At 71.0% G+C, this 13,627-nt stretch carries 14 protein-coding genes; 7 read left to right on the top strand and 7 right to left on the bottom strand.

The features are described 5' to 3' along the window. Positions 1-24 precede the first annotated feature (24 nt). On the bottom strand, positions 25-999 hold the full coding sequence (locus ACFYV5_RS09815; protein ID WP_389166477.1) for a cyclase family protein: 975 nt from the start codon (positions 997-999) through the stop codon (positions 25-27). Then, positions 978-1,976, bottom strand: a complete 999-nt coding sequence (locus ACFYV5_RS09810) for a fumarylacetoacetate hydrolase family protein (RefSeq protein ID WP_389166474.1) — start codon at positions 1,974-1,976, stop codon at positions 978-980. The genes ACFYV5_RS09815 and ACFYV5_RS09810 overlap by 22 nt, the downstream gene beginning before the upstream one ends. A gap of 326 nt (positions 1,977-2,302) precedes the next feature. On the opposite strand from ACFYV5_RS09810, the gene ACFYV5_RS09805 reads away from it, so the two are divergent. Beyond that, positions 2,303-3,559, top strand: coding sequence for an MFS transporter (locus ACFYV5_RS09805; RefSeq protein WP_389166472.1), 1,257 nt, complete (start codon positions 2,303-2,305; stop codon positions 3,557-3,559). After that, positions 3,556-3,807 (top strand): fibronectin type III-like domain-contianing protein, encoded by a 252-nt coding sequence (locus ACFYV5_RS09800; protein WP_389166469.1) that lies wholly within the window; start codon positions 3,556-3,558, stop codon positions 3,805-3,807. Before ACFYV5_RS09805 ends, ACFYV5_RS09800 begins: the two co-directional genes overlap by 4 nt. 158 nt (positions 3,808-3,965) lie before the next feature. Here ACFYV5_RS09800 and trxB read toward each other — a convergent pair whose 3' ends face one another. Both trxB and ACFYV5_RS09790 read right to left on the bottom strand, forming a co-directional pair. Next, a complete protein-coding gene (trxB, locus tag ACFYV5_RS09795; protein ID WP_389167790.1) occupies positions 3,966-4,973 on the bottom strand; it encodes a thioredoxin-disulfide reductase in 1,008 nt (335 codons plus the stop codon). Between the two features lie 5 nt (positions 4,974-4,978). Next, positions 4,979-5,395 carry an arsenate reductase ArsC gene (locus ACFYV5_RS09790; protein ID WP_389166466.1) on the bottom strand — a complete coding sequence of 139 codons (417 nt, stop codon included), beginning with the start codon at positions 5,393-5,395 and terminating at the stop codon, positions 4,979-4,981. Positions 5,396-5,489: 94 nt separating this feature from the next. On the opposite strand from ACFYV5_RS09790, the gene ACFYV5_RS09785 reads away from it, so the two are divergent. From ACFYV5_RS09785 to ACFYV5_RS09775, 3 genes are read left to right on the top strand one after another with little or no spacing between them, the layout of a single operon-like run. Continuing rightward, on the top strand, positions 5,490-5,804 hold the full coding sequence (locus ACFYV5_RS09785; RefSeq protein WP_389166463.1) for an ArsR/SmtB family transcription factor: 315 nt from the start codon (positions 5,490-5,492) through the stop codon (positions 5,802-5,804). A gap of 60 nt (positions 5,805-5,864) precedes the next feature. Continuing rightward, the gene (locus ACFYV5_RS09780; RefSeq protein WP_389166460.1) at positions 5,865-6,638 is read left to right on the top strand and encodes an aquaporin; all 774 of its coding nucleotides are present in this window, start codon (positions 5,865-5,867) and stop codon (positions 6,636-6,638) included. Further along, a complete protein-coding gene (locus tag ACFYV5_RS09775) occupies positions 6,635-7,726 on the top strand; it encodes an ArsO family NAD(P)H-dependent flavin-containing monooxygenase (protein ID WP_389166457.1) in 1,092 nt (363 codons plus the stop codon). Before ACFYV5_RS09780 ends, ACFYV5_RS09775 begins: the two co-directional genes overlap by 4 nt. Positions 7,727-7,780: 54 nt before the next feature. Here ACFYV5_RS09775 and ACFYV5_RS09770 read toward each other — a convergent pair whose 3' ends face one another. After that, positions 7,781-7,927, bottom strand: a complete 147-nt coding sequence (locus ACFYV5_RS09770; protein ID WP_355112680.1) for a hypothetical protein — start codon at positions 7,925-7,927, stop codon at positions 7,781-7,783. A gap of 140 nt (positions 7,928-8,067) precedes the next feature. Here ACFYV5_RS09770 and ACFYV5_RS09765 point away from each other — a divergent pair, with 140 nt between their 5' ends. After that, positions 8,068-8,490 carry a MerR family transcriptional regulator gene (locus ACFYV5_RS09765; RefSeq protein WP_355112681.1) on the top strand — a complete coding sequence of 141 codons (423 nt, stop codon included), beginning with the start codon at positions 8,068-8,070 and terminating at the stop codon, positions 8,488-8,490. A gap of 68 nt (positions 8,491-8,558) precedes the next feature. Here ACFYV5_RS09765 and pstS read toward each other — a convergent pair whose 3' ends face one another. Then, on the bottom strand, positions 8,559-9,686 hold the full coding sequence (gene pstS, locus ACFYV5_RS09760; protein ID WP_389166454.1) for a phosphate ABC transporter substrate-binding protein PstS: 1,128 nt from the start codon (positions 9,684-9,686) through the stop codon (positions 8,559-8,561). Between the two features lie 188 nt (positions 9,687-9,874). Next, complete coding sequence (locus ACFYV5_RS09755) at positions 9,875-10,633, bottom strand: hypothetical protein (protein ID WP_389166451.1); 759 nt, start codon at positions 10,631-10,633, stop codon at positions 9,875-9,877. 960 nt (positions 10,634-11,593) lie between these two features. Between ACFYV5_RS09755 and ACFYV5_RS09750 the strand changes: the two genes are divergently transcribed. Next, positions 11,594-13,627, top strand: a complete 2,034-nt coding sequence (locus ACFYV5_RS09750) for a GTP-binding protein (RefSeq protein ID WP_389166448.1) — start codon at positions 11,594-11,596, stop codon at positions 13,625-13,627.

Genomic DNA, 13,627 nt, shown 5'->3' with positions numbered 1-13,627 from the left:
GTTCCTCGGGCCGGTGGCCCCGGGCTACTTGACGGCGATCGGGTTGACGGGAGACCCGACGGCGCCGGTGATGGGCAAGGGGGCGGCGGTGAGCCAGAACTCGTACGCGCCGTCGGCGGCACAGTCCTCCGCGAGGGCCTCGAAGTCCCACATCTCGCCGATCAGCAGACCGATGTGCGGGATGACCACCTGGTGCAGGGGCTGGAAGGCGTCGTCGAACTCGTTGGGCCGTACCTCGAAGCCCCAGGTGTCCGTGGCGATCGCGGTGATCTCGCTGCTGTGCAGCCAGGACGCCGTGGTGAACGACAGTCCAGGGGCGGCCCCGCCGGCGTAGTCGCCCCACCCGTCACGGCGCACCCGGGCGAGCTGGCCGGTACGGACGAGCACGATGTCGCCGCGGCCGACCGTGACCCCGTGGGCCTCGGCGGCGGCCGTCAGGTGCTCCTCGGTGATCGCGAACCCGTCGGGGAGTTCACCGGCCTCTCCGGCCGTCCGGCCGACATCGAGGAGCACGGCGCGACCGGCGATGTGGGGTGCCATGTGCTCGATGCCGGTGACCTGGTCGCCGTCGGAGGTGACGACCTGCTCGGCCGGACGCCCGTTCCACGCGAGGCCGTGATCGAAGATGTGGCCCAGGCCGTCCCACTGCGTGGAGCACTGCAGCGGCATCGCGATCACGTCGTCGGCGCCGCCGATGCCGTGGGGGAGCCCCTGGTTGCCGAGGGCCGCGTCCGTGCCGGTGTCGAGCATGGTGTGGACCGGGTTGGTCCGGCGCCGCCAGCCCTTCTGCGGGCCGTCGATGTCGAACCGCTGCGACAGGGAGAAGGCGACTCCCCGGCGGATGAGCGAGGCGCCTTCACGGCGCTTGGTCTCGTCGAGGAAGTTCACGGTGCCGAGACGGTCGTCCTCGCCCCAGCGCCCCCAGTTGGAGCACGCCTTCGCGGCCTGGGCGATCGCGCCCTCGGGATCGGTGCGGTTCACGCGTCCTCCGCGACACATCGGGTGCGCTGGGCACCGAGGCCGGTGATCCAGGAATCCATGACGTCGCCGTCGCGCAGCAGCCGGCCCCAGTGCATGCCGTTGCCCGCGGGCGAACCGGTGAGCACGAGGTCCCCGGGCAGCAGACGCGCGCTCTGGGAGGCGTACGACACCATGCGCGCCACGTCGAAGATCATGTCCTTGGTCGACTCGTCCTGCATGACCTCGCCGTTCAGGGACAGCGTCAGCCGCAGGTCACCGGTGTCGCCGACGGACTCGGCCGGCACGATCCACGGTCCGAGCGGAGTGAAGCCGGGAGCGTTCTTGCTGCGCAGCCAGTCCGTCCCGATCTGCGGCATGTCCCTGCGGAACACCGTGGCCCGGTCGGTCAGGTCGTTGGCGATCGTGTAGCCCGCCACGTACTCCAACGCTTCGGCGGGGGACACCCGGTGGGCGGGGCGGCCGATCACCGCGGTGAGCTCCAGCTCCCAGTCCGGCTTCGCCGCCCACGCGGGCAGCGTGACGTCGTCGTAGGGGCCGGTGATCGAACTGGGCAGGCCGATGAAGACGTACGGGAGGTCCTCCGCGGCACGCCGGTCCATGATCTCGGCGGCCTCGGCGCGCGCCTCCTCCTCGGACCGACCGTCGGACGGGTCCCGGTGGGCGACGTGCAGGTCGATGACGTGCCGGCGGTAGTTGGCGCCCGACTGGAAGACCTGCCGCGGCTCGACAGGGGCGAGGACACGGAAATCCGACAGCGGGCGGCGGGAGACTCCGGGATCGGCGGCGAGTTCCCGCAGCCTCGGAAGAACGGCCGGCCACCGCTCCAGCAGGTCCCGCATCGTCAGCACCGGCTCGGCCAGGGCCGTCCGCAGGTCGAGGACGTGCCCCTCGGGGTCGACAAGAGCGGGGAACGCCGGGCCGTCAGCGGCCGAGAGGGTGCCGAGCGCGAAAGGCCCGGTGAAAAGAGCAGAAGCGGTTCGAGGTTTCACCGACATGTCCTCCTGATTGCGATGGGACCAATCTGGACCCGCCCACCGCAATCAGGGAAATCGATTGTATGGATCGCTGCCATTCGTCGGACCAATAGTGTCTGGCCACCCCGCTCCTGGGCGGGAGCGGGGTCCCGCAGGTCCTCAGGCCGGGGGCACGCGCGCATCCGTCCGGTGGATGGAGGTCATCGCGAACACAAATGGTGCAAGGGGTGGGCAGTGCGATCGCCGGCACGCATAGTCGAGGGCACCTTCGCCCTGGGTTCCGGCACTGCCTCGCACAGGCACGCCCCCAACGGGCGCCCCCTCCCCTCGCGCTCTGGAGTGCCGTCATGCCCGAACCCACCGGCCTGCCCGCCCCCGCCCCCGGCACCGCCCACGACGCCGCCCACGGCACCGCACCCGCAGGACGGCTCCCCGCCGCTGTGCTCATGGCAGGCAGCTGCCTGCCCGTTCTCGGGGCGGTCCTCCTCGCCCCCGTACTGCCCCGTATGCAGGACCACTTCACGGACGTGCCGGGCAACGCGGCCCTGGTTCCCGTGGTGCTGACGATCCCCGCGCTCGCCCTCGCCCTCCTCGCCCCCTTCGCCGGGGTCATGGTCGACCGGCTCGGCCGAAAGCGCCTGCTCATCGTCGCCACAGCCCTTTACGCGGTGTTCGGAACCGCACCCTTGTGGCTGGACTCGCTGCACGAGATCCTCATCAGCCGCATCCTCGTCGGCGTCGCGGAAGCGGCCATCATGACCGCCTGCACGACCCTCATCGGCGACTACTACAGCGGAGAACTCCGCGACCGCTACCTCGCCCTGCAGACCATGTGCGCCTCGGCCTCGGCCACTGTCTTCTTCGTCCTCGGCGGCGTACTCGGAGCAGCGAGCTGGCGCGCCCCCTTCTGGCTCTACGCCGTCGGTCTGCTGCTCGCCCCCGTCATGGCTCGCGTCCTGCCGAACCCCATGCCCACGGCACACCGTGAGAAGACGGACCAGCAGGTATCCCCGCGTCCCTTCCCCGTCCGCCGCATGGTCGGACTCAGCCTGCTCACCGTCTTCGGGGCCGTGGTCTTCTACACGGTGCCGGTCGAGATGGCCTATCTGCTGGACGACCTGGGAGTCGCCTCCACCGGCGCCATCGGAGCCGTCACCGCCGTGGCCAGTGCCGCCACCGTCCTCGGCTCCGTCATCTTCACCCGGCTCTCCCCGAACAGGCGCCACCGCCTGCCTGTCCTCTTCGGGGTCTGCGCCGTCGGATTCCTCCTGATGGGCGTCGCCGACAGCCTTCCCCTGCTCATCATCGGGGCTGTCGTCAACTGCGTGGGCACCGGCATGCTGCTGCCGTCGCTGGTGACCCGCGCGATGGCCCGGCTCGAATTCGCCGACCGCGGGCGCGGCATGGGCCTGTGGACGGCGGCCTTCTTCCTCGGCGAGTTCCTCTGCCCCCTGGTCCTCCTGGCCGGCAAGGAACCGGCAGGCAGCCTCGCCTCCGCGGTCGCCCTCCTCGGTGTGCTCACCGTCGCCGTCTCCGCCGCACTCCTGCCTGCGGCCCGGACGGTCCCTGCCGGCGCCGGTCTGCCACCCGAGGAGCGGTGGTGACACAGGGGACCGCCACATCGGCGCACGGCTCCCTCGAAGCGACCTACAACGCCGCCGGCGAGACCGCGACCCTCTCCGTCACCGTCGCCAACAGCGGCAACCGCCAGGGCACCGACGTCGTCCAGATCTACGCCACCCTCCCCGGTGCCGCGGCAGCCGAACCGCGCCGCCTCGTCGCCTTCCGCAAGGTCACCCTTGCCCCGGGCGCCGACCAGCGCGTCACCTTCACCGTCCCGCCGACGACCTGACCGTCTGGAACTCCGGAACCTGGACCCTCGTCCCCGGCCTCTACACCTTCGCCACCGGACGAGGCTCCCGCACCATGACCGCGCAGAGGACGGTCACCGTCAAGTGATCGCCCGAGTGTCTCCCGGCGACACGCCGGGAGACACTCGGGCGGTCCGGCTCAGGCGGTGACGACCATGGCCGGCGTCCGGTCGGCGAGGGCCGTGAGGTAGCGCTCGGCGTCCAGAGCCGCCTGACAGCCGCTCCCCGCCGCGGTGATGGCCTGCCGGTAGGTGTGGTCGACGACGTCGCCCGCGGCGAAGACGCCAGGGAGGTTCGTACGCGTGGAGGGGGAGTCCACCTTCAGGTAGCCCTCGTCGTCCAGGTCGAGCTGGCCGGTGAACAGCTCGGTGCGCGGGTCGTGGCCGATCGCGATGAAGAGGCCGGTGGCGTCCAGGGCGCGGGTCTCGCCGGTGAAGGTGTCGCGCAGGGTCAGGCCGGCGAGCATGCCGTTCTCCGCCCTGATCTCGGCGACCTCGCTGTCGAAGGCGAAGGTGATCCTGTCGTCGGCGAAGGCCCGGTTCTGCATGGTCTTGGAGGCGCGCAGGGCGGACCGGCGGTGGACGACGGTGACGGATCGGGCGAAGCGGGTGAGGAAGGTGGCTTCCTCCATGGCGGTGTCGCCGCCGCCGACCACGACGATGTCCCGGTCGCGGAAGAAGAACCCGTCGCAGGTGGCGCACCAGGAGACGCCCCGGCCGGACAGCTCGTCCTCGTTCGGCAGGCCGAGCTTGCGGTAGCCGGAGCCGGTCGCGACGATCACGGCCCTGGCACGGTGGACGGTTCCCTCGGAGTCGGTGACTTCCTTGATCTCGCCGGTGAGGTCGACCGAGACGATGTCGTCGTCGATCATCTCGGCGCCGAACCGCTCGGCCTGGGCCCGCATGTTCTCCATGAGGTCCGGACCGTCGATGCCGTTCGGGAAGCCGGGGAAGTTCTCGACCTCGGTCGTCGTGGTCAGCGAGCCGCCGACGAAGACCGAGCTGCCGAAGAGCAGGGGCTTCAGCTGGGCCCGTGCGGCGTAGAGGGCGGCCGTGTATCCGGCGGGGCCGGAGCCGATGACGATGACGCTGCGCACGTCGTCGCCGGTGGCACCCGTAGCGGCGGTGACGGCGGTCGTGCCGGTCACTGAGGTCACGCCTCCTGCTTCGCGTCGATCTCGGCGATGAGACCCTCGATGAGGCCCTTGACCTCGTCACGGATCGGGCGGACCGCCTCCACGCCCTGGCCGGCCGGGTCCTCGAGGGCCCAGTCGAGGTACGTCTTGCCGGGGAAGATCGGGCAGGCGTCGCCGCAGCCCATGGTGATGACGTAGTCGGACGCCTGCACCGCCTCGGTGGTGAGCACCTTCGGCTTCTGGCCGGAGATGTCGACGCCGACCTCCCGCATGGCCTCGACGGCGGCCGGGTTGACCTGGTCGCCCGGGACGGAGCCGGCGGAGCGGACCTCGATGCGGTCCCCGGCCAGGTGGTTCAGGAATCCGGCGGCCATCTGTGAGCGGCCGGCGTTGTGCACGCAGACGAAGAGCACGGAGGCGAGCGGAGCGGTCATCGTTTCTTCCTTAGGGCGGGGTTCCGAAAGGCCGGTCCGAACTGGTATCAGCCCGGACTGGTATCAGCTTCGGGTGATGTGACAGTATCAGTCCATGATGACGTCAGTCGACACTGATCTGATCCGGGTTCTGGCCGACCCGCTCAGGCTCCGGATCGTGACTCTCCTCGCCCAGGAGACGCTCTGCACCAGCCACCTCGTGGAGGAGACGGGCGCCAGACAGACGAACCTCTCCAACCACCTGAAGGTGCTGCGCGAGGCCGGGGTCGTGGAGACGGAGCCGTGCGGACGGTTCACCTACTACCGCCTGCGCCCGGACGTCATCGAAGCTCTCGCCGGCCAGTTCGCCGACCTGGCCCGGACGGCGCGTGCCACCGCCGGAGCGAACCTCAAGCGGTCCTGTCCGTAGCGTTCCCTCGCTTCACCCGCCTCACCCGCGTCCTTCCTCACCGCCCCAGGAGAACCTGCCTTGACCGCCACCGAGCCCGTCGGCGCCGCCCCCGTCGCGGAGAACGTCATAGCCGCCGACGCGCCTCAGCCCGCGCCCGGCGCCCCCCCACCGCGCACTCCGCTCGTCGCCCGGGCCGCCGCCGAACTGGTCGGCACCGCGGCCCTGGTGGCGATCGTCGTCGGCTCCGGCATCCAGGCCACCGACCTCACCGACGACGTGGCGCTGCAGCTCCTCGCGAACTCCACCGCGACGGTCTTCGGCCTCGGCGTCCTGATCGCCCTCCTCGGCCCGGTCTCCGGCGCGCACTTCAACCCGGCCGTCACCCTGGCCGAGTGGTGGACGGCCCGCCGCGGCGGCGCGGGCGTCGACGCGCGCGAACTCGCCTTCTACATCCCTTCCCAGATCGTCGGCGCGATCGCGGGCGCGATCCTGGCGGACGCGATGTTCGGCGAGCCGCTGGCCACGTGGTCCACGCACGACCGCTCGGCCGGGAACCTGCTCCTCGGCGAGGTCGTCGCCACCGCCGGGCTCATCCTGTTGATCTTCGGCCTCGCCCGTACCGACCGCCTCCGCTTCGCGCCCGTCGCGGTGGCCTCGTACATCGGCGCGGCCTACTGGTTCACCTCCTCCACGTCCTTCGCCAACCCGGCGGTGACCATCGGCCGCGCGTTCACGGACACCTTCGCGGGCATCGCCCCCGCCTCCGTCCCGGGCTTCATCGCCATGCAACTGGTGGGCGCAGTCGTGGGCCTCGCCCTGGTGGCGGTCGTCTTCGCCCGGCCCAAGGGATGACGGGCCACAGGATCACGGGCCACCGGCCCACGGACCACGTCGATGTCGTGGTGATCGGCGGCGGGCAGGCGGGGCTCGCCGCCGGCTACCACCTGCGCCGGCTCGGCCTCGACTTCGTCGTCCTCGACGCCCAGCCCACCCCCGGCGGAGCCTGGCAGCACACCTGGGACTCCCTCCACCTCTTTTCCCCGGCCGCGTACTCCTCCCTGCCGGGAAGGCTGATGCCCCCGCAGCCGGGCCGGACGTACCCGGACGCCGCGCACGTCGTCACGTACCTCACCGACTACGAGCAGCGTTACGACCTCCCCGTCGTCCGCCCCGTACGCGTCGAAGCGGTCCACCGCGACGGTGATCACCTACGGGTCGAAGCGGACTCCGGCACCTGGCGTGCCCGTACGGTCGTCAGCGCCACCGGCACCTGGTGGCGCCCCTTCGTCCCCGCCGTCCCCGGGCGTGCCGAGTTCACCGGCGACCAGCTCCACACGGTCGACCACCGCGGCCCGGCCGACCTCGCCGGCCGGAAGGTCGTGGTCGTGGGTGGCGGCAACTCCGGCGCCCAGATCGCCGCCGACCTCGCGTACGAGACCCAGCTGACCTGGGTCACCCTCCGCGAGCCGCGCTACCTCGCCGACGACATCGACGGCCGCGCCCTCTTCGACCACGCCACCGCCCGCCGCCGCGCGCTCGACGAAGGCGGCGGCGACACCGGAGGCGTCGCCTCGCTGGGGGACATCGTGGCCGTACCGCCCGTACGCGAAGCCCGTGACGCGGGGCTGCTCAAGGCCCAGCCGATGTTCACCCGGCTCACCCCCACCGGCGTGGAGTGGGCCGACGGTACGACCGCCGAAGCCGACGCGATCATCTGGTGCACCGGATTCCGCCCCGCCCTCTCGCACCTCGCCCCGCTCGGCCTCCGCGGTGCCCGCGGCCGCATCCCCACGCTGGGCACGCAGGCGGTGGGCGAACCGCGCCTCCACCTCCTCGGCTACGGCGACTGGACCGGCCCCGCCTCCGCCACCCTCATCGGCGTCGGCCGCCCGGCCCGCGAAGCGGCCCGGGCGATCGCGGACCTGCTCGGCCGGCGCTGAGAAGAGCGGGGGCCGCCCCTCCGACGGACGGGAGCGGCCCCTGCCGGCTGACCGCTACTCGGCCTTGACCATCGCCGTGCCGCAGCAGCAGGTCGGCGCCGCCTCACAGGTGCAGTCGGCGGGAGCGGCCTTGGTCACGGTGAGCTCGCAGCCGCAGCCCGTCTCCTGGCACCGGTAGATCTCTCCCTCGTGGAACGCCATCGCGATCGCCTCCTTGTTCTTCCGACTCGGTTCTGCCGACTCGGTTCTGCCGTCTCGGTCCTTCTGTTCGGACCGGCATGAGCGACGCTAGAACCCGGCCCCAGGGGCAAGGTCAACAATGGAGGGGAGGAGGCGGAACCATGGCATTGGCAGGACTCACCATCGGGCAGGCAGCCGCGGCGGCCGGGCTCACCCGTAAGGCACTCCGCGTGTACGAGGCCAAGGGCCTGCTGCCCGAGGCGGAGCGCAGTACGACGGGATACCGGCTCTACAGCGCGGCCGACGTCGAGCTGCTGGTGTTCATCCGCCGTGCACGGAGCCTCGGATTCCACCTCGACGACATCCGGGACATCCTCACGGTCCGCCGAGGCGGCGCACCCGCCTGCGGCACGGTCCGCGACCTCCTGGACGCCCGTATCGTCGAGGCGGACGCGGCCATCGCGGAACTCCGCGCGCTGCGCCGGACCCTGGCCGACACGCGCGAGCGGGCGGACGACTGCGCAGGAGACGAGCTCGTCACCGTCTGCGCGATCATCGAGGAGCCCGGGACCGCGCCGCGCTGATCGACCCGGCTGCTCCCGGGTCACGCCGTGCCCCCCGGTCACGCCGTGCCCCCCCGGTCACGGCGTCCTCACGACAAGGTGCTGATGACCTCGCGTACCTGCACGGCGACGGATTCGGGCAACGGCGCGTAGTGGATGGCGTGCAGCTCCTCCTGTCCCTCCTCACCGGCCGTGTAGGCGAGGAAGGACTTCAGCGCCGGCAGGCTCTCCGGCCTGTTGCCGGTGTCGCACACGATCTCGTACGTCACCAGGACGAGCGGGTACGCCCCCTCGGCGGAGGTCTTGTAGTCGAAGGTCAGCCGTAGGTCCTTGCCCTCGCCCGCCACCTTCGCGGCGGCGATGCCGGCCGAGGCGCTCGTCGTGGTCGGTGCCACCGGTTCGGCCGCGCCCGTCGCGATATGGACGGTGTCGATCTTGCGCTTCACCGCGAACGACAGCTCGAAGTAGCCGATGGCGCCTTCGGTCTGCGTGACGGCGGTGGAGACGGCATCCGATCCGTTCGCCGAATGACCGCCCCGCGCCTGCCACTTCTTGTCCGCCGCGTACGGCCACCGGTCGCTGGCCGCGCCCTTGAGGTAGGCGTTGAGGTTCTGCGTGGTGCCGGAGTCGTCCGCGCGGTGCACGGGGACCACGGGGAGGTCCGGCAGCTTCACGTCCGGGTTGAGCCGCTGGATCGCCGAGTGGTTCCACCTCGTGATCCGCGCGTCGAAGATGCGGGCCAGGGTCGGCGCGTCGAGCACCAGCCCGGTCACGCCGGGGATGTTGTAGCCGAGGGCGATCGGCCCGCCGACCATGGGAAGGTCGATGGCCCGACCACCGCTGCAGACGTCCTGCGGAACGCTGCGGTCCTCGCTCGTCAGAGGCTGGTCGGTGCCGCCGAAGGCCGTGGCGCCGCGCTGGAACTGAGCGACTCCGGCGCCCGACCCGAGGGGGTTGTAAGCCAGTTGCACGTCACCGCATGCCGCCTGGTACTGCTTCATCCACCGCTTCATCGCGTTCTGTTGGGCGGAGGAACCCGAACCGCGCACCTGACCGCCGCCGCTCGGGCAGTCGATGTCAGGCACGGCGGCCGAGGCGGCCGGCTCCGCCTTCTCGTCGGTGCCTCCCGCTCCGCAGCTCACCAGCAGCCCCGCCCCGAGGGCGAGAACCACCGCCCTCTTCCACCGGTCATGCCGCGACGGACGTCGGATGCGCACTGTGATCTCCCCATGGCCCTACGGCGGATGAACGGCCGCCGTGCATCGCCGGCCCGTTCCTCGATATTCATCGAGGTGAGGGAGGGTTGGATGGAGTCCAGGTGAACGAGGGGTGTCGCACGGTTGATCGGAGCGTGCTCGGCGCCCCGGACGGCACGGCGCCGACCGGCGGATCGGGCGTGCGTTCCTCATACGCGCCACTCCTCGGCTCTCGGCCCGTCGTCGCGGAAGGCACGCAGATCGATCTCCGGTGCCATGTACTCCACGAGCCAGTTCATCCGCCAGTCCCCGGCCGCAAGGCCCTCCCGCGCCGTGCCGCACCAGTCCGCACGGTCGAGCAGGGCGAGATACGACGCCCGGGCCGCGTCCCAACGGGCCTTGAGTGTGGCGTCGTCGGACCAGGCGGGTGCCTCTTTGGTCAGGTACCGGGCGACGGACGCCGCCACGAAGTAGCGCCCGACTGTCGGCCCCAGGTGTCCGATGTGGCGGACGTGAGTCTCCAACACCGCGAGCGCGGGAGGGTAATAGCGCAGAGAGGCGCCCATGCCGTCGCAGAACGTCATGGTGTGGAGGATCCGACCTGTGTGGTCCACGAGTTCGGCGTCGTCCCCCGACCGCGCGATGATCTCGTGGAGCCTGGTCACTCGCGCGACCTCGGCGGCGAAGTAGCCGTTGAGGTGATCCCCGTCGACGGCTCTGCGCAGCAGCCACGGCCGGACGGCCGGGTGATCGTCCACGTGCCGGCAGAGCGCCTCCACCGCATGGACCCGACCCCAGACGGTCACGCGATCCGCGAGCCAGATCAGTGCCTCGACACCACCCGGCAGGCGGTCCAGGGCGCGCACCGCCAGAGCGCCGAAGGCGTTCGAGAGGAGGCCGATGGTCTGGATCTTCGGGATGTCCGTCACCGTGCCGACCTCGGCCAGCAGGGCGAGCCCGACGGCCACAGGAGCCAGGTCGGCCCCGTGCCGGACCAGCCACCGGCCGGTTTCCCTGGCTCTGGCTGCCGGTGCCCTCAGGGCGGCAGCACTGATGTGCTCGTCGTAGCGACACGACACGGGAACGTCGCGGAGCCTGATGGCCAACTGACGGGGCGAAACCCAGATGTCGCGGAAGTACGCGTCGAGGACCTTCGCGGCCTCGACGTCGACACGGTCATGGTCGAACGGCTGCTCCCGTCGTCGTCGGCGTCGTCGCCGTTCCGCGTCGGGAAACGGATCTCCGCAACGGAAGAGCGGTTCATCCGGCGTCAGACGATGCAGCCGGAGGGCATGCTGGAACAGCGTGGTCGGAGAGCCGGGCAGTCGAGCCCCGGGCATCTCGCTCACAGGCGGGTGGACGACTCGATTCTCTTGATCATGCCCGGAAGCCTGCCACCACCAAGCCCTCCACGACAAGCCTCACGTGGCTGCTGTTGCCTCGGGCACGACAAGCGGATGTCGGCCGCCGAGGGCGGTGGTGCCGGGGGACCGGGACGGGCGGTCGTTCGTCCGTCCGCGTGATTCTCGTGCGGCCGGTCCGAGAGCCGCGGTGTCCTGGCCTCTTTCCGGACCTCGCCGTGCCACAATCCACAACACGAGCCCCGAGTGTCTCCCCCGTCACACGGGCTCCCCGGCCCCGCCAGCATCCCCCCGCCTGGCGGGGCCGACCCACGTCCCGCGGCTTTCCGCCACCGCGCGACCCTGCCGCACCGCGCGGCCCCGGTCGCGGGGACCCCCACATATCCACATGACGACGCGGTGCTCCAGCGATAGCGTCGAGCGGGTCCCACCGACCGCCCCGAGAACCACGTACCGAGAACCACGTACCAAGAACCACACCTACGGCAAGGAGTACCACCATGCGCGTGCCCGCCAAGCCGGCCCCCGAGGAAGGAGTCACCATCCACCAAGAGGACCTGAGGCTTGATGAGCTCATCGCTCGCACCGAAAACCCTGAACCTGGGAATCCTCGCGCACATTGACGCGGGAAAGACCAGTCTCACCGAGCGGCTTCTCCACACCGCCGGCATCATCGACGAGATCGGCAGCGTCGACGCGGGAAACACACAGACCGACTCCCTCGCACTGGAACGCCGACGCGGAATCACCATCAAATCCGCCGTCGTCTCCTTCGACCTCGACGACGTCACCGTCAATCTGATCGACACCCCCGGCCACCCGGACTTCATCGCCGAGGTGGAGCGCGTCCTGAGCGTGCTGGACGGGGCGGTGCTCGTCGTCTCGGCCGTCGAAGGTGTGCAGGCCCAGACGCGGGTCCTCATGCGGACGCTGAGGCGGCTGCGCATTCCGACCCTGATCTTCGTCAACAAGATCGACCGCCGTGGCGCCGCGTACGAGCGCACCCTCCGCGCCGTCCGGGAGAAGCTCACCCCTGCCGTCGTCCCCCTGGGTGCGACACGTTCCCCGGGGACGAGCACGGCGGACTTCCTCCCGTACGCCGAGACCGACAGCGCGTTTGTCACCGGACTGCTCGACCTCCTCACCGCACAGGACGACGCGTTCCTCGCCCACTGCCTGGAGAGCCCGCAGCCTGTCCCGTACGAGCGACTGCGGGCGGAGCTGGCGCGCCAGACCGGGCGCGTGCTGGCCCACCCCGTCTTCTTCGGTTCCGCGACGACCGGCGCGGGAGTGACCGACCTGATGGCGGGCATCAGGGAGTTCCTGCCCGCCGTACGGGGAGACGGCGAAGGACCCTTGCTCGGTACGGTCTTCAAGGTGGAGCGCGGCACTGCGGGCGAGAGAATCGCGTACGTACGCATGGTCTCCGGGACCGTACGAACCCGGGAGACCGTGCGCTGGGGCCGGGGGAGGAGCGACGACCCGGCGGCCGTGGGGAAGGTCACCTCGCTCGACGTCTTCGACCGTGGCGCCGCGGTCGCCCGCGATGCCGTGTCCGCGGGCCGGATCGCGCGGCTGCGGGGCCTGGTCGGCATCCGGATCGGGGACACCCTCGGCGCTCCGGGAGCGCCCGCCCCGGTGCACGACGTACAGGGCCACTTCTCTCCGCCGACCCTGGAGACCGTCGTCGTTCCCGAGCGGGAGCCGGACCGAGGGCGTCTCCATGTCGCGCTCACCCAACTCGCCGAGCAGGACCCGCTGATCGACCTCCGCCGCGACGAGCTCCGGCAGGAGACCCACATCTCGCTCTACGGCGAGGTGCAGAAGGAGGTGATCCAGGCGACCCTCGCGGAGGAGTACGGCATCGGCGTCACCTTCCGCGAGACCACCACCCTCTGCATCGAGCGACTCACCGGCACGGGCTCGGCGTTCGAGGCGATCGGCGAGAACGCCAACCCCTTCCTCGCCGCGATCGGTCTGCGCGTCGAACCGGCACCGCCCGGCCACGGCGTGGAGTTCCGCCTCGGCATCGAACTCGGCTCGCTCCCGCCCGCCTTCCTCAGGGCCGTCCGGGAGACCGTCGACGTGACGCTCGGTCAGGGCGTCCATGGCTGGCGGATCCCCGACTGCACCGTCACCCTGACCCGCTCCCGCTACCTCGCCCGCCAGAGTCACGCGCGCGGCACCTTCGACAAGAGCATGTCGAGCACGGCGGGGGACTTCCGCGACCTGACCCCGCTCGTCCTGATGAGCGCCCTGCGCGAGGCCGGCACGCGGGTGCACGAACCCGTCCACCGGTTCCGGCTGGAGCTCCCCGAGGAGACCCTCGACACGATGCTGCACGTCCTGATCCGGCTCGGGGCACTCCCGGGCCCGACGATCCAGCACGGTCGCTCCCTCGCCCTGGAGGGCGACATCCCGGCGGCCCGCGTGCACGACCTGCAGCGGCGCCTGCCTTCCCTCACCCAGGGGGAGGGCGTCCTGGAGAGCTCGTTCTCCCACTACCGTCCGGTCACCGGCGCGGCCCCGAGCCGGGCCCGTACGGACCACAACCCGCTGAACAGGAAGGAGTACCTGCTCCATGTCCTGCGCCGAGTCTGA

The sequence above is a fragment of the Streptomyces sp. NPDC003035 genome, assembly GCF_042888285.1.
GTDB lineage: Bacteria > Actinomycetota > Actinomycetes > Streptomycetales > Streptomycetaceae > Streptomyces.
Note: the sequence above shows the minus strand (reverse complement) of the source record. Positions and strands in the feature narration are given on the sequence as shown.

What these genes read in the sequence shown, in the direction of transcription:
- ACFYV5_RS09815 (WP_389166477.1), bottom strand. Translation starts at nt 999, where the DNA reads ATGTGTCGCGGAGGACGCGTGAACCGCACCGATCCCGAGGGCGCGATC.
- ACFYV5_RS09810 (WP_389166474.1), bottom strand. Translation starts at nt 1,976, where the DNA reads ATGTCGGTGAAACCTCGAACCGCTTCTGCTCTTTTCACCGGGCCTTTC.
- ACFYV5_RS09805 (WP_389166472.1), top strand. Translation starts at nt 2,303, where the DNA reads ATGCCCGAACCCACCGGCCTGCCCGCCCCCGCCCCCGGCACCGCCCAC.
- ACFYV5_RS09790 (WP_389166466.1), bottom strand. Translation starts at nt 5,395, where the DNA reads ATGACCGCTCCGCTCGCCTCCGTGCTCTTCGTCTGCGTGCACAACGCC.
- ACFYV5_RS09785 (WP_389166463.1), top strand. Translation starts at nt 5,490, where the DNA reads ATGATGACGTCAGTCGACACTGATCTGATCCGGGTTCTGGCCGACCCG.
- ACFYV5_RS09775 (WP_389166457.1), top strand. Translation starts at nt 6,635, where the DNA reads ATGACGGGCCACAGGATCACGGGCCACCGGCCCACGGACCACGTCGAT.
- ACFYV5_RS09770 (WP_355112680.1), bottom strand. Translation starts at nt 7,927, where the DNA reads ATGGCGTTCCACGAGGGAGAGATCTACCGGTGCCAGGAGACGGGCTGC.
- ACFYV5_RS09765 (WP_355112681.1), top strand. Translation starts at nt 8,068, where the DNA reads ATGGCATTGGCAGGACTCACCATCGGGCAGGCAGCCGCGGCGGCCGGG.
- ACFYV5_RS09750 (WP_389166448.1), top strand. Translation starts at nt 11,594, where the DNA reads ATGAGCTCATCGCTCGCACCGAAAACCCTGAACCTGGGAATCCTCGCG.